Origin of the sequence: Mesorhizobium kowhaii (assembly GCF_003253745.1) — a bacterium.
GTDB classification, from domain to species: domain Bacteria; phylum Pseudomonadota; class Alphaproteobacteria; order Rhizobiales; family Rhizobiaceae; genus Mesorhizobium; species Mesorhizobium kowhaii.
Window position 1 is genome coordinate 20,444 of sequence record NZ_MZXV01000037.1, and the last position, 19,249, is coordinate 39,692.

18 protein-coding genes and 6 pseudogenes are annotated in these 19,249 nt (G+C 60.6%); 10 read left to right on the forward strand and 14 right to left on the reverse strand.

Going from position 1 to position 19,249, the window contains the following annotated elements; translation table 11 throughout:
- Window positions 1-101: 101 nt before the first annotated feature.
- Window positions 102-824: a Bax inhibitor-1/YccA family protein gene (locus B5V02_RS18115; protein ID WP_111545536.1), complete on the forward strand. Its 723-nt coding sequence runs from the start codon at window positions 102-104 to the stop codon at window positions 822-824.
- Window positions 825-1,630: 806 nt separating this feature from the next.
- On the opposite strand, the pseudogene B5V02_RS18130 reads toward B5V02_RS18115, so the two are convergent.
- Window positions 1,631-2,054, reverse strand: a pseudogene (locus B5V02_RS18130) (FAD-dependent oxidoreductase); the annotation flags it as partial.
- Between the two features lie 283 nt (window positions 2,055-2,337).
- Here B5V02_RS18130 and B5V02_RS18135 point away from each other — a divergent pair.
- Window positions 2,338-3,800, forward strand: a pseudogene (locus B5V02_RS18135) (NAD-dependent succinate-semialdehyde dehydrogenase).
- 603 nt (window positions 3,801-4,403) lie between these two features.
- Here B5V02_RS18135 and B5V02_RS18140 read toward each other — a convergent pair.
- Entirely contained in the window at window positions 4,404-4,742 is a 339-nt protein-coding gene (locus B5V02_RS18140; RefSeq protein WP_146606084.1) for an SMC-Scp complex subunit ScpB, read from the reverse strand.
- Between the two features lie 590 nt (window positions 4,743-5,332).
- On the opposite strand from B5V02_RS18140, the gene B5V02_RS42470 reads away from it, so the two are divergent.
- The 4 genes and pseudogenes from B5V02_RS42470 (at window position 5,333) to B5V02_RS18160 (ending at window position 8,457) form a co-directional block, all read left to right on the forward strand.
- Window positions 5,333-5,659 carry a TlpA disulfide reductase family protein gene (locus B5V02_RS42470; RefSeq protein ID WP_342633864.1) on the forward strand — a complete coding sequence of 109 codons (327 nt, stop codon included), beginning with the start codon at window positions 5,333-5,335 and terminating at the stop codon, window positions 5,657-5,659.
- Between the two features lie 32 nt (window positions 5,660-5,691).
- Window positions 5,692-6,513: a TlpA family protein disulfide reductase gene (locus B5V02_RS18150; protein WP_342633865.1), complete on the forward strand. Its 822-nt coding sequence runs from the start codon at window positions 5,692-5,694 to the stop codon at window positions 6,511-6,513.
- A 361-nt stretch (window positions 6,514-6,874) separates the two neighbouring features.
- Window positions 6,875-6,976 (forward strand): annotated as a pseudogene (locus tag B5V02_RS18155) (co-chaperone GroES); the annotation flags it as partial.
- Between the two features lie 26 nt (window positions 6,977-7,002).
- On the forward strand, window positions 7,003-8,457 hold the full coding sequence (locus B5V02_RS18160; protein ID WP_111545539.1) for a glutamate synthase subunit beta: 1,455 nt from the start codon (window positions 7,003-7,005) through the stop codon (window positions 8,455-8,457).
- Window positions 8,458-9,080: 623 nt separating this feature from the next.
- Here the strand turns inward: B5V02_RS18160 and B5V02_RS18175 are convergent.
- From B5V02_RS18175 to B5V02_RS42260, 4 genes and pseudogenes are all read right to left on the reverse strand, one after another.
- Window positions 9,081-9,323 (reverse strand): annotated as a pseudogene (locus B5V02_RS18175) (HipA N-terminal domain-containing protein); the annotation flags it as partial.
- The gene (locus tag B5V02_RS18180) at window positions 9,316-9,882 is read right to left on the reverse strand and encodes a helix-turn-helix domain-containing protein (RefSeq protein WP_111545540.1); all 567 of its coding nucleotides are present in this window, start codon (window positions 9,880-9,882) and stop codon (window positions 9,316-9,318) included. The pseudogene B5V02_RS18175 and the gene B5V02_RS18180, both read right to left, overlap by 8 nt.
- Window positions 9,883-9,957: 75 nt before the next feature.
- Window positions 9,958-10,191, reverse strand: coding sequence for a helix-turn-helix domain-containing protein (locus tag B5V02_RS42255; protein WP_281004949.1), 234 nt, complete (start codon window positions 10,189-10,191; stop codon window positions 9,958-9,960).
- Window positions 10,192-10,312: 121 nt separating this feature from the next.
- Window positions 10,313-10,480 (reverse strand): annotated as a pseudogene (locus B5V02_RS42260) (hypothetical protein); the annotation flags it as partial.
- 26 nt (window positions 10,481-10,506) lie between these two features.
- Between B5V02_RS42260 and B5V02_RS18190 the strand changes: the two are divergent.
- Window positions 10,507-11,420: pseudogene (locus tag B5V02_RS18190) on the forward strand (IS481 family transposase).
- A 132-nt stretch (window positions 11,421-11,552) separates the two neighbouring features.
- On the opposite strand, the gene B5V02_RS18195 reads toward B5V02_RS18190, so the two are convergent.
- From B5V02_RS18195 to B5V02_RS42685, 8 genes are all read right to left on the reverse strand, one after another.
- On the reverse strand, window positions 11,553-11,918 hold the full coding sequence (locus tag B5V02_RS18195; protein WP_111545541.1) for an ATP-binding protein: 366 nt from the start codon (window positions 11,916-11,918) through the stop codon (window positions 11,553-11,555).
- 282 nt (window positions 11,919-12,200) lie between these two features.
- Complete coding sequence (locus B5V02_RS18200) at window positions 12,201-13,457, reverse strand: type II toxin-antitoxin system HipA family toxin (protein WP_111545585.1); 1,257 nt, start codon at window positions 13,455-13,457, stop codon at window positions 12,201-12,203.
- The gene (locus B5V02_RS18205) at window positions 13,432-13,758 is read right to left on the reverse strand and encodes a helix-turn-helix domain-containing protein (RefSeq protein ID WP_167458553.1); all 327 of its coding nucleotides are present in this window, start codon (window positions 13,756-13,758) and stop codon (window positions 13,432-13,434) included. Before B5V02_RS18205 ends, B5V02_RS18200 begins: the two co-directional genes overlap by 26 nt.
- A 530-nt stretch (window positions 13,759-14,288) precedes the next feature.
- A complete protein-coding gene (locus B5V02_RS18215; protein ID WP_111545544.1) occupies window positions 14,289-15,200 on the reverse strand; it encodes an LLM class flavin-dependent oxidoreductase in 912 nt (303 codons plus the stop codon).
- Window positions 15,201-15,489: 289 nt separating this feature from the next.
- Window positions 15,490-15,669 carry an SDR family oxidoreductase gene (locus B5V02_RS42670; protein ID WP_425374404.1) on the reverse strand — a complete coding sequence of 60 codons (180 nt, stop codon included), beginning with the start codon at window positions 15,667-15,669 and terminating at the stop codon, window positions 15,490-15,492.
- Between the two features lie 28 nt (window positions 15,670-15,697).
- Entirely contained in the window at window positions 15,698-15,823 is a 126-nt protein-coding gene (locus tag B5V02_RS42675) for a hypothetical protein (protein ID WP_425374405.1), read from the reverse strand.
- 74 nt (window positions 15,824-15,897) lie between these two features.
- Window positions 15,898-16,350, reverse strand: a complete 453-nt coding sequence (locus B5V02_RS42680; RefSeq protein ID WP_425374406.1) for an SDR family NAD(P)-dependent oxidoreductase — start codon at window positions 16,348-16,350, stop codon at window positions 15,898-15,900.
- The gene (locus B5V02_RS42685; RefSeq protein ID WP_425374407.1) at window positions 16,298-16,492 is read right to left on the reverse strand and encodes an SDR family oxidoreductase; all 195 of its coding nucleotides are present in this window, start codon (window positions 16,490-16,492) and stop codon (window positions 16,298-16,300) included. Before B5V02_RS42685 ends, B5V02_RS42680 begins: the two co-directional genes overlap by 53 nt.
- 226 nt (window positions 16,493-16,718) lie before the next feature.
- Here B5V02_RS42685 and B5V02_RS41605 point away from each other — a divergent pair, with 226 nt between their 5' ends.
- The 3 genes from B5V02_RS41605 to B5V02_RS18235 all read left to right on the forward strand — a co-directional run bounded on the left by B5V02_RS41605 (window position 16,719) and on the right by B5V02_RS18235 (window position 19,089).
- Window positions 16,719-17,132, forward strand: a complete 414-nt coding sequence (locus tag B5V02_RS41605) for a hypothetical protein (RefSeq protein WP_245445979.1) — start codon at window positions 16,719-16,721, stop codon at window positions 17,130-17,132.
- Window positions 17,133-17,441: 309 nt separating this feature from the next.
- Window positions 17,442-18,503, forward strand: coding sequence for a GDP-mannose 4,6-dehydratase (gmd, locus tag B5V02_RS18230; RefSeq protein WP_111545546.1), 1,062 nt, complete (start codon window positions 17,442-17,444; stop codon window positions 18,501-18,503).
- Between the two features lie 247 nt (window positions 18,504-18,750).
- The gene (locus tag B5V02_RS18235; protein ID WP_111545547.1) at window positions 18,751-19,089 is read left to right on the forward strand and encodes an ArsR/SmtB family transcription factor; all 339 of its coding nucleotides are present in this window, start codon (window positions 18,751-18,753) and stop codon (window positions 19,087-19,089) included.
- Window positions 19,090-19,249 lie beyond the last annotated feature (160 nt).

Here is a 19,249-nt window from a genome sequence, read left to right on the forward strand (position 1 = left end):
CTTGTGGCCAAGGCCAACACTCGCGCCGTCGATCGGGCGGCAATCGCTCTGCAGATACGCACTACTAGTCGCAACTACCGATCCCAAAAAGGACCATTCACATGAAGAACCCCAATCCAGGAGATCGCCGTGAAATCGCCCGCAGCCACGCCGGCGCCCTGATCGACGAAGGTCTGCGCCAGCACATGCTGCGCGTTTACAACTACATGGGCCTGGGCCTCGTCGTCACCGGCCTTGTCGCCTACACCGTCGGGACGACACCAGCGCCTTTCATGCCGATCTTCTTGACGCCGCTCAAATGGGTGGTGACGCTGGCGCCATTGGCCTTTGGTTTCTTTTTCTCCTTCCGAATGCAATCAATATCGGCAAGTGGCGCACAGACCATGTTCTGGGCTTTTTGTGCTGTCATGGGCCTGTCGCTGGCGTCGGTTTTTCTCGTGTTCACCGGCACGAGCATCGCGCGCACCTTCTTCATCGCCGCCACTATGTTCGGCGCAACGAGCCTCTACGGTTATGAGACGAAGCGTGATCTTTCCCAGTTCGGTTCGTTCCTGATCATGGGCCTGATCGGCATGGTGATCGCTGGCGTCGTCAATCTCTTCCTGGGCTCGACCGCCGTCCAATTCGCCGTCTCGGTGATTGGCATTCTCGTCTTTGTCGGGCTGACCGCCTGGGAAACGCAGACGATCAAGCAACAGTATACGGAGAATTTCGACCAGGAATCGCTGCAGAAGCTCGCCGTCTTCGGGGCCTTATCGCTCTACCTGAATTTCATCGACATGTTCCAGCTGCTGCTGACCTTCACTGGCCAGCGGAAAGAATGACCGACCCGGAATGCGAGGAGTGTTTATCACATGGACAACAACGACCAGCAGCCGGTTTGATCAACGTACTGACGCACGCCCAGGGGCGGTTTCCGCATATCCCGGCTCATGGCGTGTTTGGCGGCTTCCATCTCTCCGGGATTTCCGAGTCTAGTCTCCCTGAGACGGTCGAGGCGCTGGCGAAGTTCGACAGAAACTGGCGCGCCCTAGCGTATTCGTTCGCCGCACCCGTAAACTGGTCTGCGGCAAGAGATCGTGGGCAGTGGCCGCAAGCCTGACGCCAATGAAATCGGCGTCGAGTTTGAAAACTCGCCATCCGACATGCGCCGGGGGCAATCGTAGAGTTTGAAGTCTGGTTGACCTTCTGGCGTAACGTGTCAGTTTCCGCCGCATCCATGTAGCTGGAAGCGATTTCAAACGTGTCGAACACAAGCGCCTTCGCCAGTCAGCACGAGGAGACGCAGCGCCTCGTGATATTGGGTGTCGTACGGATAAGCCGTCTCCGGAAGGCGCTGCCAGCGACGGACTTCCATCGTTGCTCATGTGCACCCAGCGCGTTGGCACCGGCTCACGGTTGACTGAAGCGAGCGGACGTTATGCCAGATGAACAAGCCTGTACAGCTTAGCTGACGGCGTGCGCCCACCGGGCAGAACGTCCAGCCGCCGCGCGTGACAACCGCCCGGTGGAGATCATTGTCGAGCTTCTGCTCGGGGATAGGTATTCTTGGTGTTGAAGGTGCGAATTCGCGTGTGCGCCATCTTGGTCTCCATCAGGTCGGGCTCGCAGCGGTCGTCAGCTTTGGTGGTCAGGCGTCAACGGGTTCGCGCCTCGCGGCAGCATGGTAGGCTAGTTGTTTTCGCTGCGTCGAAATGCGATCGGCCACGTGCTTGGCATCATGCCAGACGCCCCAGATGAAGCTGGACCCTCTTCGCGACTGCCAGGGCAGACCCAGGAAACAGATCCCCGGCTCGCTCGAGACGCCGCGCTGGTGCCTTGGCCGGCCTTTCTCGTCGAAAGCATCGACCTTCAGCCAGCTGTAGTCGACTGCAAAGCCTGTCGCCCAGATGATTGCCGATAGCCCGGCCTCGGCCAGTCGAGCTCAAGAATCGGATTCCTCATGCATTCCGGATACGGGTCGATCCTGCGGGCCGCGGGCTCTTCCGGAAGATCGAGCCCGTTGCAAGCGACATAGGCATCGGCTTATCCAGCAGCGACATCAGGCTGGCGTCGGAGGATCCCGCGCCGACCACCAGCACCGCGCCTTTCGGCAGTTGCTCAGGGTTGCGGTACGCGCTGGAATGGATTTGCAGCATGCCCGCATCCCGAGGGACGACGGGCGGAACCATCGACCAGAAGAGCTCAAAAATTTGCCTTTCAAGCTGGGTGTGGTGGTCTACCAGCCGTCAGGCCGAGGCCCTATAAGGAGCCCGCAGATGCGGAATACAGCTCACCCTTGCCGAATACAAATTCGCTGCCTTGAGGAGGAAGCCGGTATTGCCCCTGTGCCTGCCGATGATCCGGCACCTGAAATCCCCTGACCTGTTTGGAGCCATCGACCGTGTGCCAGCCCTTGGCACGCCGGTTGGTGACCGGACATTCGAAGTCCTCAACCCGTCGAGCGGCGAAGTGTTGGCAGAACTTCCCGACATGGGCGTGGAGGAGACACGCGCGGCGATCGACAAGGCCTATGTCGCGCAGCCTGGGTGGGCGGCGTTGACTGCCCGCGAGCGCAGCGACGTTCTGTGGCGATGGCATCAGTTGATCGTCGATCACGAAGGCGACCTCGCTGCGATTCTCACAGCGGAGATGGGCAAGCCGCTTGCCGAAGCCAAGTCAGTCGGAGGTATCGCATGCTGCGGCGTATCTGCAATGGTACGCCGAAGAGGCCAATCGCATCTATGGCGAGACGATCTCCCCACCATCGACGGACCGCCGCATGCTGGTGATCAAGCAACCGATCGGCGTCGTCGGAACGATAACACCTTGGAATTTCCCGGCCTCGATGGTGGCCCGCAAGATCTCGCCGGCTCTGGCGGCCGGCTGCGTTATCGTGCTCAAACCCGCTGAACAGACGCCGCTCGTGGCAGGTGCAATGTTTGCCCTCGCGCACCAGGCCGGCTTTCCCGACGGCATCGTCAACCTGATCTATGCGTCGGAAGGCGATGCAGTTGGCCGCGAACTCTGCGCCAATCCCAAGGTCCGAAAGATCAGCTTCACCGGCTCGACCGAAGTTGGCCGGCTGCTGATGCGCCAGTGCTCGGACCAAATCAAGAAGGTCAGCCTTGAGCTCGGCGGCAATGCACCTTTCATCGTCTTCGACGACGCCGATATCGACGCTGCGGTTGACGGTGCGATCCAGGCGAAGTTCCGCAAATGCCGGCCAGACTTGCGTTTCCGCAAATCGCCTTTACGTCCAATCGAGCGTTCACGATGGGTTCGTTGAGAAATTCGTGGAGAAAGTCCGCCACCTATCGGTTGGTGACGGCTTCGCTCCCGGAGTGGACATCGGACCGCTGATCGACGGCCGTGCTCTGGCCAAGATCGAGTCCCAAATCGCAGATGCCGTCGCAAAGGGCGGCATCATTCGATGCGGCGGCGGTCGCATCGGCAAGAAGGGAACCTTTTTCCAGCCAACGGTCCTCACCGATATCTCCAGCGAGATGCAAGTCGCGCAAGAGGAGACATTCGGGCCGCTGGCGCCGGTCATTCGCTTTGAAGGTGCGGATCAGGTCGTGCATGAGGCCAACGACACGATCTACGGTCTCGCCGCCTACTTTTATGCCTCGAACCTCAAGCGTGTCTGGCGTGTGGCCGAGGCGTTGGAATATGGCATGGTCGGCATCAACACGGGACGCATGTCCTCGGAAGCCGCGCCTTTCGGCGGGATGAAACAGTCCGGTATCGGGCGGGAGGGTTCCCGCCACGGGCTCGAGGATTACCTTGAAATGAAATATCTCTGCATGGGCGGCATCTGAAGCATCTGCTTGCGCGGTTTGCAGAGATCGGGTATGTGGCGCGCCACATAAACTCGGAATGACGACCGGGATGAGCATCAACGCCCAGCAGGCGCCGCACCGGCGAACACTGCCACAACGGCACGATCGTTCCGACGATTGCGAAAACGACAATCGGCTCGGGCTGTATTGATCGGATTACGAGGATTGTCGTGACGATCGGAACTTCGCAAGCAATCCAGAAGCGAAATAGCCAAATGCGAACACTGCAAATGCGCGAAGCCGCCGCTGAGACAAGCTCTCGCAGTGACATTGGCAAACGCGCCCGTCGTCATAGGCAACATCATCGCCGTCATCATCAGGGTCCCCTCAAGAAGGACATGGAGGAGGTCAAGCAGGCGGCTTAGCTAGCTGCCTTCTCGTTTCTTTTTGTCGTGACGGCACTTTGGACTTTAATTTCGCGACGCCGGCGGCAGCTTTTTTCCTGAGCTTGGGCATCACGAATCGTATTCGGTCCCCGGCAGGCGGGCTTGGAAGTCGAAGCGGCCACCTTGAGGGTTCAGACCCTCTGCGCGGCTAAGCGGCCCTAGGCGCACAAAGGGAGGCGAAGTGGTACGCCGCTTCCTAGAAGAGGAATTGCACGCGATCGAGGAGGCCGTGCGCCCCAGGAGAGCGAGGCGACGGCGCAGCAGATTGCCGCGTCGCTGGAAGAGCTCGCCGCCGCGCCGCACGCTGTAGTACGTCGAATATCTCGTCGATCATGGAAGCCTGGTCATGGAAGATGTCGGAGACGCCGGCCCGGGTGATCGGCTGATGATAGGCGATCGACACCGGCACCATGAGCTCGGTCTGGGTGAAATCGATATGGCGCTCCGGTAAGGTAAGGCCATCGAGGCTTAATGCCCGAATGCCGTTAGGTTCGCGCCTACGCAGCGCGGCCACCACGTTGGCGCGATAGATCATACGATCCCGTTCCAGCTGCGCCAGCCCTTCCGCGATCAACAATGGCGGCGAAGCCCCTGAGCCACGCGGCCGAAGCCGGTATCGCGAAACAGGGCCGGATCGTCTGCGAGGAGTTCGCGGTCGAGCCATGTCGATCCGTCGGCTGCAGGCAGATCCTTCAAAGAAATCTCTTAACAACCCAAATCGCTGCCAATTCTAAGCAACAACATAGATAATCAAACGCCTTCTTGTTGGCCTCGCCAGCCCCACTGATGTCACCGAGGCGGAACGGCCTCAGAAAGACGGGCAGAGGCTGCGTGCCGCACGCGTCCTTATGGCCTTGGCGGTTCTGGACCGTGCGGATGGGCCACGCTTTTCGGGCGGCACGAAGCGTCTCCAAAGCCCTGACAGCGGCAGAATATGGCAGGTTCAGAACGAACATTGGCAAAAATGTCAGGTTCATGACAACCGGCCACCTTGGGCACTGCGAGGTTTTTCCGAGCATATTCATGCACTTACTGCGCTGAGCCAGCTGGCACGGCCGCTGCGACCCTTGGACCATGACGGCACGCAAATGGACCCGTGTGCCGTCTCCAAGAGGAAACCAGCTCGTGCAGAAAACCTCACAACCTTTGGAAATAGCTTTGGACAGCACCGTGGTCTTGCAGATGGAGTCCCCGGCTCCTTCGATTCAAGTGGAAAACTGGCTGCGTGGCGAGCCCCTCACCAGCTTCGAGCCCGGAAAAGTGTACGTCATCGAATTTTGGGCAAAGTGGTGCAGCCCATGTGTGGACGCGATGCCGCATCTGGTGCAGCTGCAGGAGAAATACAAGGACAGCGGACTTGAGATCGTCGGAGTCGCCGCTGGTCCATACCCCCAACCGTTGAGGCCCACACCAGGTTGGACGCGTGGTTGCCCGAAAAGTGCTCGAATCTGAACTTTCGGATCGCGTTTGATTCCACAGGCGAAATGAACAAGCGTTGGATGGAGCCCAGCTTTTATGTCACGATTCCGACCAGTTTCGTGGTCGGCCGAGACGGCCACATCGGCTTTATCGGTGAGCCGACGAAACTCGATGGGGTTTTGCCGAGAGTGCTTGACGGCAGCTGGCGCACCTGCGATCAAGCAAAAGCCGCCGATAGGGAGTGGGTCGCCGAAGGCGAAGCCATACCGCGCGAAACAGCGCTGACCAAGCCCATATACAACAAACTTCGGCCGGCAATGCAGGCCGAGGATTGGAAGACGGCGCTCTCGGCTGTCGAAGAAGGCATCGCCGTGTCACCCGACAACCTCATTTTCCGCCAGCTTCAGGTGAAGCTGTTGCTTCACAGAATGCACGACATGCAGGCCGGCTTGCCCGTCATGCGCCAATTCGTTCGCGACGCCATCAACAGAAACTTCGAGAATTGGATGATTGCGGCGCTAGATCAACTCTTCTCTCCGAACTATGACCATTCGGACTTTCCGTCTGCTGAGCGCTTGGCGATCGGCAAACAGCTGTCCGAACACATCATGGCCCTCAATCTCCCGCAAGGCGAAGGCCGTAGGTTCTGGTCTTATCCGGCGATCGCTCGTTACTATCATGAGAGCGGCAACAAAGATCGCGCGATCGAGTTGATCGAGCTGGCACTGAAGTCGCTGGACGGTCCGGAGGCGATCGCGGACGGACTGAAACAGTACCCGGACTTGCTGCACGCTCTGGCCAACTTCAAGGGTGAGAACATTTGCTACGGCGCTCTCTGTGCGGCTCCGCGAAAGGAAGGTCCAAGCGGCGGCCAAGGAGGAAACTAAAGAGGGGCGTAGTCGGAATGGCTTACTGGCCAATTCGTCCATTTCCATGGCGTGGTTGTGCAAATGGGCCAGCCCAGCCTCGCCGCCATCTGCAAACACGTGAACGACCAAGGAGAAGACGTCCCTGATCACCTCACCAAAACATATTGCGGTCTCCCGGACCCCGTCAAAGATGGCGCTGGAGTAAGGCTTGGTAACATGAAGAAGGTTACTCAGCCAGCTCGGCGCCGCCCACCGATCCACCTGCTCCCACAGGCGGGAAGATGGGGACGCAGCCGACCGCCTGTCTCAGCGCGAGGTTAGCACTCGCACGCTCCGGCAACGGAGAACCGTTCAACATTCGCATCAGGGACATCCAAAAATGGCAAAGACGAAATTCCGGCCGCTGCATGACCGCGTGGTCGTTCGCCGCGTCGAGTCCGAAGCGAAGACCGTCGGCGGGATCATCATTCCCGACACCGCAAACTACGGGTGTGAAGGTTAAATTACGTGGGCAAGGTAACAGGATTTCTCGAGATCGACCGGCAGGTGCACAAGTACCAGCCGGCTTCCGACCGCATCCGGCATTTCCGCGAGTTCACGCTGCCGATGTCGGACAAGGAGGTCGAGAAACAGGCCGCGCGGTGCATGGATTGCGGCATTCCGTATTGCCATGGACCGACCGGCTGCCCGATCCACAACCAGATCCCGGACTGGAACGATCTCGTCTACAATGGCGACTGGGACAACGCGATCCGCAACCTGCATTCGACCAACAATTTTCCGGAATTCACCGGCCGCATCTGTCCGGCACCTTGCGAGGAAGCCTGCACGCTGAATCTCGAGGACATTCCGGTGGCCATCAAGACGATCGAGCAGGCGATTGCCGACAAAGCCTATGAAACCGGCCATATCCGGCCCTACCCGCCGGAACGGAAGACCGGCAAGCGCGTCGCGATCATCGGCTCGGGGCCGGCGGGAATGGCCGCTGCCCAGCAACTCGGTCGCGCCGGCCATGACGTTCACATCTATGAGCGCGAGAGCCGGCCAGGCGGGCTGATGCGCTACGGCATCCCCGATTTCAAGATCGAGAAACATTATATCGACCGGCGCATCGAGCAGATGCAGGGCGAGGGTGTCAGCTTCCATTGCGGCGTCAATATTGGCGTCGACAAGCCGGTCGCAGAACTGCTCGCCGAATATGACGCGGTGCTATATTGCGGCGGCTCCGAAACGCCGCGGGCGGCCGGCATTCCCGGCGACGATCTCGACGGCGTGCACTACGCGATGCCCTATCTCGTCCAGCAAAACAAGCGCGTCGGCGGCGAGAACATCCAGTCGGTGGCATGGCCGGAAAAGCCGATCGTGGCGGCGGGCCAGCATGTCGTCGTGGTCGGTGGCGGCGATACTGCGTCGGATTGCATCGGGACGGCGCTTCGTCAAGGCGCGGTGCGCGTCAGGCAGCTCGATATCAGGCCGCAACCGCCGGAAAAGGAAAACAAGCTAGCCGTCTGGCCCTATTGGGCCACGAAGATGCGGACCTCATCGTCGCAGGCCGAGGGCGCCGAACGCGTGTTCCAGGTCGCCACGCTCGAATTCATCGGCGAAGAAGGCCAGCTTACGGGCGTGAAATGCTGCGAAGTCGACGAAAAGCGCAAGCCGATCGCTGGTACGGAATTCGTCATCCGCGCTGATCTCGCCTTCATCGCTATCGGCTTCGCCGGTCCGCTCCGCAACGGCGTCGTCAAGGAGCTGGAAGGAAAGCTTGCCATCGGCACCGGCGCGCGGCGCTCGACCAATGTCCAAGCCAATGATCGTGATTACAGGACCAGTGTCGACAAGCTCTACGCCGCCGGCGACGTCCGCCGCGGCCAGTCTCTCGTTGCGTGCGCGATCCGCGAGGGCCGCCAGGCTGCCCGCTCGATCGACGAAGCCCTGATGGGCTCCAGCGTCCTACCCAGATAGGCGCTATCTCGCGCGGCCCGCTCAGCGGCCGATAGCAGTCGTCGTATCGGCGCTGTCCGGCGTGGCGGCCGGAACGGGCGGCTTGCGCGGCCGCGAAAAGTCGTCGGCCCTGCCTGGCGCCGCATCGGGCGCCACGCCCTCGATTACCAGCCTTTCGCTTGGCGAGCGGGCCTCACGCTTCTGAGGCGCCTGAGCGCCGAGTAGTTCGGTCCGCCGTCGAGTTGCGGGTCGGCGAGCGAAATCGGAACCGTGCGGTCGACCGGCGCTGCGTTCCGCCGCCCTCGACGGCCCCGTCGATCGGGAGCGCATTTTCGAAGACGTGGCGGGGTCGTCATATGTCAAGCTGCATCGCTTTCAGAACCTGGATGCCGATTGCAAGCCGAGTACGGAAGACAACACGAGCGCAATATCGCATGCCCGAAACACGGCGCGGGATCATTCTTCTGTAGGAGATCCTCTGGAGCGATATCCCATGGACCGGGCGCGCGAAGCTGGTTGGCATATGCGCGGCAAGACAGCAGTATCTCCCTTCGTCTCCTTGGTTGAAGACCCCTCAAAACTGGTCGTTTCGCGTGACCCTGGGCGCGAGCGATCGCCAACAATGCGAACACGCTGCACAGTTAGCGCTGCAGGCCGCCCTCGGATAGCAGGTTCGAGAAAAACGGCGGCACGACCCGCTGGGTCGGGCGAATGTTGGTAATGAGACCACCCAAATTGTCCTTGAACGACAAGCTGAGGGTCGGCCGGTCGGGGTTTTCGACATAGTCTTCGTTGAAGGCAAAGATCGTCCGATCGCCCTGCAAGTGAGTCAGCGTGCCGATGGGCTGGTCGTAGAGCCGCACGTCGAGAACCGCGACGTCAGGCATCGCCATCTCCATCGTCGAGTGAGTAGGCCGGCTTCGGTTCGATGCTCACGCCATGGGCGATGGAATTGCGCAGACGCTGCAGGTTTTGCGCGATGTCGCGGACAATGGGTGCCGCCTCTGAGCTCGCCTGATAGGGCTCCAGCCTTGCGATCAGTTCGCGCACGAGCTGCATCTCCTGATCGCTGGGATTCACCCGCCGCAGGAAACGCAGTATATCCTCTATGCGATCGAGCTCGGCCGAGCTCCCGTAGAGCTGCTTCATTTTCTTGACCAGCCGTTCGGCGCGGGCGAAGCGCTTGTCGTTTGGCTGACCGGCATGAATGTGCATGTCGGGCGTTGCCTGGGCCTTGACCAGGCCAAGCACCGCGGGCACGAGTTTCTTCGGCACGAGCATGAGCTCGAGATCGAGCGCCCGGGTCATGTCGATGAAGCTCGACAGCCCTGGCTCCATCTTGCCGCTCTCGATTTGGGAGATGTGGCTTTGCGTTAGTCCGGCCCGCTCGCTGAAAGCGCGCTGGCTAACGCCGGAGGCCTCGCGGATCTCGCGAGTTTGAATCAGGAAACTGCATCAGCCAGCAGATCGCTTTCGTCCGAAACATGCGACAAACTTCCGACGTCGGCCGTGCCCACTAGATTATGCCCCACGCTTGCGCCCTCTCCCTGTCATCTCGCGCACGCCGAGTTCGCCGATGAGATTGAGTGCGCTCCGCTGCGTCACCTTGGCGGTCTTCGCGATCATCGGCGCCGACGCGATCGGTCGGGACAGGACGAGCTCGATGGTCGCCGGCAGGCTGCTCGACGAGCGGCGGCCGTTCAGGCGACGGGTCATTTGCTGGCGAGCCTGTGCCAGCCGGGCAATCTCCTTCATGCCGCTCTCGGCCGACGCTGACATCGCATCGACAGAGGCGAGCAGACGGGTCAAACGGTTGGGGGACCGTGGCCGGCTCCCTTGGCACGGCTTTCAGCCCGACATTGGAGCCGAACAGATGCGAGGCGACCTTCCCTCGTGCGCGGAGATAGGCGCTGACCAGCTGGCTTCCGAGCTGTGAGGTCCGACGACATCGTTTCAATTTTCTGATCGTCAGGTCGGCCTCCGGGATGCAATGCTGATCCTGTTGCTGCGGTGGGCCTGTGGGTAGCGTAGGAGCACTGTCCATCAGGTCCACAGCTTAATAAGGGGGCCATGGACCTGACGAAGGCGCGGCTTGCGTGGGTCGAACTCTACGCCAAGACCGGCGATGCTGGGCTGGTTTGCCGTCGTTGCGGCATCTCTCGGCCTACCCTGCGTAAGTGGTGGCGCCGCTACCAGGCTGATGGCGAGGCTGGCCGCCCAGAAGGTCTTTGCCGATCAGGAGGCGTTGATCTTGTTGCTTCGGCGGGAGCGAAAGCTCGGGGTCAAGCAACTGCGCAATGAGCTGATCCGGCAGCATGATCTGACGCTGTCGCTCGACACCGTCCATCGGACCCTCGTCCGCCATGGCGAGCAGGTTCTGAAGCGACCACGCCGGTGGCGCAAAGGAGAACGACGCTACAGCCGTCCGATCCCAGGCGACCGCGTCCAGATGGACGTCTGCAAGATCAGGCCTGGCGTCTACCAGTACACCGCGATCGACGATTGCAGCCGCTACAAGGTGCTCGGCGTCTACAGCCGTGCCACGGGCGCCAACACCCTCGATTTTCTGGAGCGCCTCATTGAGGAGATGCCGTTCCCGATCCAGCGCATCCAAACCGATCGCGGGGGCGAGTTCTTCGCCGAGGCCGTCCAGCAGCGCCTGATGGACTGGGCGATCAAGTTTCGGCCGATCCCGCCCAGATCGCCCCATCTGAACGGCAAGGTCGAACGGACGCACCGCGGATCGGGAGGAGTTCTGGGACACGGTTGATGCCAAGGATCTGGAGATCGAGGCGAAATTGTCAGAGTGGCAGCATCACTGGAATTAGCATCGGCCGCACACCGCGCTGGGCGGTGAGTCGCCAATCGATCGTGTGTGCGTACTCCTCGGCAAGACTCCTCTCGGCGAAGCTGTTGAGGCGGCCTACGACGGCATCAGGATTGCCGATCACCGGCTCGATCGCGCGCTGGCTCAGCTGAAATGATGTGCCCAGACCCTACATCCGAGCCAATGCTGCCGTTACATCGGCTCGAGCGATTCCCAGGTATCCCAGATCAGCGCCGCACCGAGCGTCGGGGGAAGATCGTCGCACTGCCGCAAACCCGCTTCCATTGAGTCAAGCGATCCTCCTCGTCCCAGTCGGGATCTCGAACGACGAGATCACGGTCTCGGCGTTGCGGATCCATGCGCCCGTGGCCAGGGTGTCGATCCGCGAGCGCTCGATCGCCGGCTGGAAGGCGAAGTCGAAATTCTCCAGGGTCTGGCCTGTCGGGAGTCCCGACATCTTCAACGAGACCTTCACCCGCCGCTCCTCACGTCCAGAGCATTCGCTCTCCAGCAGGCGATCCAGAAAGGCGTGGGGGGCGATCTCCTTGGCCACGGCTTCGGCCAGCAGGTAGTCGAGATGATCGGCGGCGTAGGTCAAGCCGAGCGTGTTCAGTTTGGTGCGCGTGCGATCAATATCGAGCTTGGGTGTATTCATCGGGCGACCTCCGCAAGGGCGGCGTAGAGATCGATCGAGCGCTGGGCGACCGGGGTGGAAGCCAGCTCTTGGATTCTGGCGCCCATGCGCCCGAGGGGCGGCGGCGCCTTGACCCGGTCGGTGCTGGGGCCATCGTAATGCGCCTGGTCGATCACCAGTCGGCAGTTGAACGGGACAGTTCCATCGAAACGAAAATTGCCGCAAGATTGATCTGGATGGCGGCAGCGGGTCTTTCGGTCGTGAGCATTCTCAGAATGAGTGGTTAAGCCAAGAGGGCTCGGCTCACTTCTCGGCGCAGGAGTTCAGTATCGGCGTCATCGCCTTCACATGCTCGTCGATCCGCTCGAGCACTTTCTTCGCGACAACGTCGCGCTCAGGCAGATGCCACCAGTGCTCGTTGACGAGTTCGACGGTCTCGACCACTGCCTTCAGGACTGCCGGCTCCGGAAGCATTGCACGGTTCGCAAATGCTTTCCATCGCGGTGCTGCTAGCGCCTTGAACGAGCGCTCTCCTCCAAGCGAAAGCGCCATGGCGTCCGCGGGAAGATATGGCACGGTCGAGAGTAGGTCGTAGATTGGTGAAAGGGCCGGCTTAAGGCCGTTTCCGCGATAGATCAACGACCAGTTCTTCAGGTGCATGTCGCCATTGCCGGTGATGGCAGTCAGCGCCAAGCGGCGGACGAATTCGAGAGCCGCCGTAGTCGAGACGGCCACGCCAAGAGCCGAGGCTATGTCATGGTAAGCAGCGCCCTCGTATTTGCGCGAGGGATAGACACCGAAGATCTGAGCAAAATCCTCGATGTGAATCCTATCGCCATCGGCGCCGCGATCGAAACGTTTGACGAGAAGGACCTTGCCCTCTGACAGCGTGTTGAATTCTTCGGGAATGCCCTCAAAATCGGACTTCTCGACCAGTTCGCATTCAGGCACCTCCATGCCGATTGCTGCGGCCAGCGCCAAGTTGGCGAATTCGTTCTCGGAAACGCCCGGAAACACCGTCGAAGGAAACTTGGCGATGTACCGGCCTTGCTCGTCGTCCATCGGCAAGGTCAGGCCGCCGCCTTTTCCAGTGTTCTTCATGACTGACAGCTTCATCTGCACACCGGCAAGTGAGAACCGAGCCTTGGGCTTATCCTTTGAAGGATCCTGCGTAACCGCTATCGCGCCGTCACTGGGCAATGCCCGCACGGCTCCCGGGAGATCGGCGCCCAGCGCCGCTAAAAGGTCGAAATCATTGCCTGGGCGCACATTACCTTCGTGGTGCTTTTCCATCGCCTCGCGCAATTTCTCTTCCGGCAGGAGGTTTGCGAAGAAAGCGGGCAAAGCGCCCGCCAGGGGCTTCGGATCTTTCCGCAATCCTCCCGCCGCTGCCCGGAACGACAGGCTGAAAACGGGAAAGCCGCCCGTCGCGCGGTAAGCCTCATCGAAGTTGAATGCGTTGAAATCGCCCGGCGTCCTAACGATTGTGCCGACCTTCAGTGCGTTCAGGAGCACGTCCAGCGACGGGATCGTCTTAGGTGCGCGGAAGACTGGAGCCATGATCGTCATCGTCAGGTTGAGAAACAAAAGCAGGTCGATCGTCGCCGTCGTGCGGACGCAATAAAGCCTGGACAGCCGGCACCACGACTTGCGGAACCAGCATCATCTCTAGACCGAGCGCACGCGCGACATTCATGAGCGTCGTCGCACGGGCTGCTGCGGTTCCCTTTTCAATGTCGCGGTAGCGGGGACGGGATATGCCCGCCAAATCAGCGACCTGCTCCTGCGTCATGGCAGCCGCCAGCCTCGCCTGCCTAAAAAGGGCGCCGATTTGGCGCAGAACTTCTGATTCTGAGTCCATCATGACACCTATCCGGACCATTCCAATGCACGATGACACGCAAACGTATCTCGGCGAGCGCCTGAAGTCAACGCTTATGATCTCCTCGCATATCATCATTGGAAACAATGATATGCAAAGAGATCAATGCTTCATTCAAGGCCCTCCCTGGCTTTAGCTCTGGTCGCGCCGCCCGGCGCATGTGCCCAACGCGCGGGTCGGGCTCTTCTTGACCACGCGCTTGCGCGCCGGCTGACGCTTGCGCTTCTTCGAAATAGGGGGAGGCGAGCTCGACAGGCATGAACTTCGCCGTCTGGATCGGCCCGCCGGTTAAGGGATCGCACTCGCTGGCGATCCCGACCGCTTCCTGCAAACTTCAGGCCGGAGCCGATCGCGAAGAAGCGCGCCTCGAGCGGCCCGGTGAAGCAGCGCGAATAGTTCCAGTAGTGGGAGGTGCCGTCAGTCCACACCAGCAGCGCCTGGACGCGAATGATGCTGTCATGGGCGCGCTCGGGCAAGGGATGGCCTTCGTTGACCGCCTGGATGCACCATCAATCTCCTTCCAGCAGCCGATCAATCACGCAATTCACGCTGCCGATCGGCAGGTTCTCGCGCATGGTCTTGAACGACAGATCCTGCTGCGTCGGTTCCTCCAACAGATAGCCGTCCTTGCTCTGCTGGCGGCGCTGATGCAGTGCGTCAGACAGCCGGCGCTGGAAGCGGGCATCGTCGAGATAGCTGTTGATCTCCGCCTCGTCGTCGCTCGCATAGCAGCAGCGCAGCAGCGATATCTTGGCATCCGTGACCTTTTTACCCTCGGCCGCCGCCGCCGTCTCGATCGATTGGCGCAGGGCGCTCAAGCTCTCCAAGCCGTTGTGGAGTGCTGTGACAAAACAGTTGTGCCCCTCACGATAGGCCCCGCCCATGCGCGCGGACCCACCGGCGATCCAGATTGGCGGGGACGGCCTCTGGATGGTGGGTACCGAAATCGCCGTCGGGGGTATCTTCTCATACTGGCTGTCGTGTTCGAAGATGTCTTGGTTGAGGCCCTTCAGAAGGATGTCCAGGTGTTCCGAAAAGACCGCCGGCGCCTCATCGATATCGACGCCAAAGCGCTCGAACTCGAACTGCTGGTATCCCGTGCCGACGCCGAGCTCCAGGCGGCCGTTCGCAAGGATATCGGCCAAGCCGATCTCGGAGAGCAGTCGCTGTGGTTTGTAGAGCGGCAGCACGCAGACGGCAGTGCCGAGGCGAATGGTGCTCGTCACGCCGGCGCAGTGCGCCACCATCATCAAGGGCGACGGAATCAGGCTGTAATTGTTGAAGTGGTGCTCTGCGAACCAGGCTGTGCCGAAGCCAGCCTGCTCCGAAACGAGAACCTGTTCGATGGAATTGCGGATGACGCTGTCGGACGATTGATGATAGCCGCGCTGGGCGGCCAGGATGAAGGTCGCGAATTCCATGGTGTTTCCTTGTTGCAGAGGGAGTGGCCGATCACGGGATGTGCTCGGCACGCACAGATTGGGTTGGCCGCGGTGTCGATCCCCCTTGGCGGCGGCATGGTCTTGCGGCAAACCGCTCGCCAAGCCGCGCCAGAAGGCTTGGAACTGCTTCGACCCCGAGGAACGTCTCCGTCATAGCCAAAGACGACATTCTCGATCGCGGGCCGCGTTGCGGGGCCTCGCGCAGCCGGAGCCTGAAGCTTTCGAAATCCTCGGCTTCGATGAGCCGCAGCCCGTCGCCTGACGAATGTCATAACCAACCCGCGACCTCCGCTAAATATTCGTCATCGAGTTCGTGGCATTCCGCATCACTGAACAAGGTCCAGCCGCCGTCCACGCAGAGGATCGAGCCGTTGACGTATGAAGCGTCAGACGAAGCAAGGAAGAACACTGCATCAGCAACATCCTCCGGCTGTCCCAGCCTGCCCATCGGGATGCGCCGTCTGATCGGTGTCCAGTCAATGTGGCCGGCCTTCGCCAACTGAGCAAGGGCAGGGCGTGCGGATATAGTCGGCAGCGACGGCTGCGGTCCGAATGCCGACCGGCCCGAGTTCGGCCGCCATGCTCCGGGTCAGGATGTCCATCCCCACCTTTGCGGCACGTTAGGCCTGGCGCGGCGCGAAGGGCAGAAAGCTGTTGATCGGCCCGAGATTGACGATCACGCCGCCGGGGCACATCGCCTCGATCGCCTCGCGCGCGCAGGTGAGATTGACATCTTGGACCTGTTCGATCTGGTCCGGCAGTTGTCCCGCGGCACAAAAGTGTCGGCGACAGCAGCACTGTTGACGAGGACATCGATGCGACCGTGGCGCGCCTGCAGCTCCTCGAACAGCGCCACCACCTCAGTTTCGACGGCCACGTCCACTGATTTCGCCAGGTGCTTGCCGTCGGGAAACCCAGCAAGCTCTGCCGCTGCAGCGCCATCTCTATCAGCAATCACGACGGTATCGCCGTTCGCGCCGAAGAGGCGAACGACGGCCGCGCCTATGCCGTTCGCGCCACCCGTGACGAGCACGATTCGCGCATCGGTACGTTTGGCCGGACGGGCGAGTTCGACTCTAGGCGTTCCGTCCACCGGCGGGTGCTCGTCCCCCGGCTGGTCGAATGACATCCAGCCGCCCGTCGACCGCCAGCACCGATCCGGTGATGTAACGCGCCTGCGTGCTGGCCAGAAAACGCACGGCCCGGGCGATCTCGTCGGGGCGCGCCATGCGCCCCATCGGCACGCGGCGGCGCACCGCCGCGAGGTCCATTTTGCCCGCGCGTTCCAGTCGTTGCCAGCGTATCGTTCGGTCGAGACGAAGCAACCCGCGTGCCGGCGTGCTACGACGGCTCCTATGTGCCTGGCCAACCCGAACAGCTGCACGGCCCGCTTAGGGGGCTTAGGATGTGGCCACCCCTGCCATTTCAAGCCCACCTGTTCTTGGACGGTCTGCTCGATGTCCCTGGTTGGTCCAAAGTGCGTGACTCGGAGTTCTGATGAATCTGGGTTCCGATTTTGTCACTGAGCATGAGCAGCGATGTACCGCCCCACGTGAATGCGCTGAAGCACATCTGAACATTCATTCCTCCCTCATCATGATTTGGTTGGCTGCTATCCAACTTCCGTGCCCTACGGAAATGCTCAGCCCTTTCATCTGCTCTATGCGTCGTTGGACCGCAGCTCAGAACGAGCACGCTGCCGAAATAGACCACCTGGAGCAACAACGAGCAGGCCAGCAACCTCTCAAGCCTGACCTGATCCTCTCCTCGACAATCGGCTCATCTCGCCGTGCTACGTCGGGGGCGGTTCCGATGGAGGCATCGCAGACCGTACAGTTTCTCGATAGCAGGTCGAGCGTCGAGTTTGCAGGCGCGCTGCGCGAATTGGTATGGGTCTGGTTCGGTTCGTAATCGCATTTGATGGCCTGCATTCATACCGTAGATGCATTCCATCGAAACAATCGATTTTACGAAGAGTAACGAGCGTGAAAAACAGCTGCTCGGAAGGCGACGACGCGGAGACCTTCTAGTTTTGAGCCACGGTACACCACTCTCAATAGCTCGCTTTCCTGACGTCTCAAAGGCACCGATGCCCGGCCAGGGTGTCGGATGCAGGAATGATTGCACTGCGCGTTGACGCCATGCAAGTCATTCGCCCCTGCCGCTGGACAATTCCCGTCAAAGTACTTCATTCACCAAATATCAGGGCTTACCCACGAAATGAGTTCACCCCGGCCTACAGCATTCATTACAGGTATCACCGGCCAGGACGGCGCGCTGCTTGCCGAACTGCTGCTTTCGAAGGGCTACATGGTGCATGGCCTGAAACGGCGGGCCTCGCTGATCGGGAATACCCAGCGCGTCGACCACCTCTATCAAGACCCGCATGACGACCATCCCGACCTGGTGCTGCATTACGGGGACATGACGGATGCCACAAACCTGATCCGTCTCCTGCAGGATACGCAGCCCGACGAAATCTACAATCTCGCTGCGCAAAGCCACGTGCAAGTCTCTTTCGAGACACCCGAATATACGGCCAATGCCGATGCGCTTGGGACGCTGCGGCTGCTGGAAGCCATCCGCATTCTTCGCCTCGAGGACAAGACCCGGTTTTATCAGGCGTCCACATCCGAGCTCTACGGTTTAGTCCAGGACACCCCGCAGAAGGAGACTACCCCGTTTTATCCACGCTCGCCATACGCGGTGGCGAAGCTCTACGCTTACTGGATCACGGTGAACTACCGTGAGGCATACGGACTCTATGCGAGCAACGGGATTCTGTTCAATCACGAAGGACCGACGCGCGGCGAGACATTCATCACGCGCAAGGTGACGCGTGCAGTAGCTGCGATTATGGCCGGTAAGCAGGACTGCCTTTATCTCGGAAACCTGGAGGCAAAGCGCGACTGGGGCTCGGCGCGCGACTATGTCGAGGGCATGTGGCGCATCCTGCAGCACCACGAGCCCGACGATTTTGTGCTCGCGACCGGCGAGACGCATTCGGTCCGCAGCTTTGTCGAGGCTGCCTTCAGGCGTGTCGGGAAGGAGATCGTCTGGGAAGGCGAAGGCATTGACGAGGTAGGCCGCGAACGCCGGAGTAACCAGGCGCTGATCCGGATAGACAAGCGTTATTTCCGTCCGACCGAGGTTGACCTGCTGATTGGCGACGCCTCTAAGGCGGCCACCAAGCTCGGTTGGGAGCCAAAGACCACCTTCGATGAGCTCGTCTCGGAAATGGTCGAGGCCGATTGCCGCGCCTACGGAACCACGCTCGATTAACGTGAAAGACAACGACTTCTCTGGAAGGCAACCGAGGTCTGGTCGCCGGGCACCGGCGCATGATTGGGATCCGCAGTGGTGCGCCGGCTGTCCGGCTTGCCCCAGGGTAAAGATCCTCACGGCGGACACTCGTGATCGGACCTATTCCCGGTAGCGTTGAATCTCCAGCGCACGTTGGCGAGTGAGTCATGTAATCAGACGCTATTGCCCCCATAGCGCCGAATGAGGAGGAAGGTATGGGGGATCGATGGTCTCGAAAAAGCTAATCGCCAATGCCGAATCAGCGGCTGCGTTTCTGACGCTGATGGGCAACGAGAAACGACTGTTGATCATGATCTACCTGGCCGACGGTGAAATGTCGGTGGGCGCTATCGCCGAGAAGGTTCTGCTCAGCCAATCCGCCCTGTCACAGCATCTAGCCAAACTGCGGGCGCTCGATCTCGTCGAGACCCGGCGCGACCGGCAGATGATCTACTATTCCTGTAAATCCGATGCCGTGCGCGAACTTCTCAACACGCTGGACGGGATTTTCGGCGAGGGGGAGCTATCGCAGACGGCATACCGCCCGCGTCGCTCCGGGACTTGACCCAATGCATGTCGCCCAAAAGGCTGCCCTTTGGGCTTGATCCGAGGGTGCAAAGCGGTTTTGGGATAACGACATGCATGCAAGACTGGCCGGGCCTTCTCTCGCTGACGATTCTTAGTTTAACCAATCGCGCAGCGACGACCGTCTGGTCCGGGCACAA

Bases quoted from the DNA above. Each gene is read 5' to 3' on its own strand.
- B5V02_RS18115 (WP_111545536.1), top strand. From the start codon at position 102: ATGAAGAACCCCAATCCAGGAGATCGCCGTGAAATCGCCCGCAGCCAC.
- B5V02_RS18140 (WP_146606084.1), bottom strand. From the start codon at position 4,742: ATGATCTATCGCGCCAACGTGGTGGCCGCGCTGCGTAGGCGCGAACCT.
- B5V02_RS18150 (WP_342633865.1), top strand. From the start codon at position 5,692: ATGAACAAGCGTTGGATGGAGCCCAGCTTTTATGTCACGATTCCGACC.
- B5V02_RS42255 (WP_281004949.1), bottom strand. From the start codon at position 10,191: ATGAAGGAGATTGCCCGGCTGGCACAGGCTCGCCAGCAAATGACCCGT.
- B5V02_RS18195 (WP_111545541.1), bottom strand. From the start codon at position 11,918: ATGAATACACCCAAGCTCGATATTGATCGCACGCGCACCAAACTGAAC.
- B5V02_RS18200 (WP_111545585.1), bottom strand. From the start codon at position 13,457: ATGGCTCCAGTCTTCCGCGCACCTAAGACGATCCCGTCGCTGGACGTG.
- B5V02_RS18205 (WP_167458553.1), bottom strand. From the start codon at position 13,758: ATGGACTCAGAATCAGAAGTTCTGCGCCAAATCGGCGCCCTTTTTAGG.
- B5V02_RS18215 (WP_111545544.1), bottom strand. From the start codon at position 15,200: ATGGAATTCGCGACCTTCATCCTGGCCGCCCAGCGCGGCTATCATCAA.
- B5V02_RS42670 (WP_425374404.1), bottom strand. From the start codon at position 15,669: ATGGGCAGGCTGGGACAGCCGGAGGATGTTGCTGATGCAGTGTTCTTC.
- B5V02_RS42675 (WP_425374405.1), bottom strand. From the start codon at position 15,823: ATGGACATCCTGACCCGGAGCATGGCGGCCGAACTCGGGCCGGTCGGC.
- B5V02_RS42680 (WP_425374406.1), bottom strand. From the start codon at position 16,350: ATGTCATTCGACCAGCCGGGGGACGAGCACCCGCCGGTGGACGGAACG.
- B5V02_RS42685 (WP_425374407.1), bottom strand. From the start codon at position 16,492: ATGGACCTCGCGGCGGTGCGCCGCCGCGTGCCGATGGGGCGCATGGCG.
- B5V02_RS41605 (WP_245445979.1), top strand. From the start codon at position 16,719: ATGAATCTGGGTTCCGATTTTGTCACTGAGCATGAGCAGCGATGTACC.
- gmd (WP_111545546.1), top strand. From the start codon at position 17,442: ATGAGTTCACCCCGGCCTACAGCATTCATTACAGGTATCACCGGCCAG.
- B5V02_RS18235 (WP_111545547.1), top strand. From the start codon at position 18,751: ATGGTCTCGAAAAAGCTAATCGCCAATGCCGAATCAGCGGCTGCGTTT.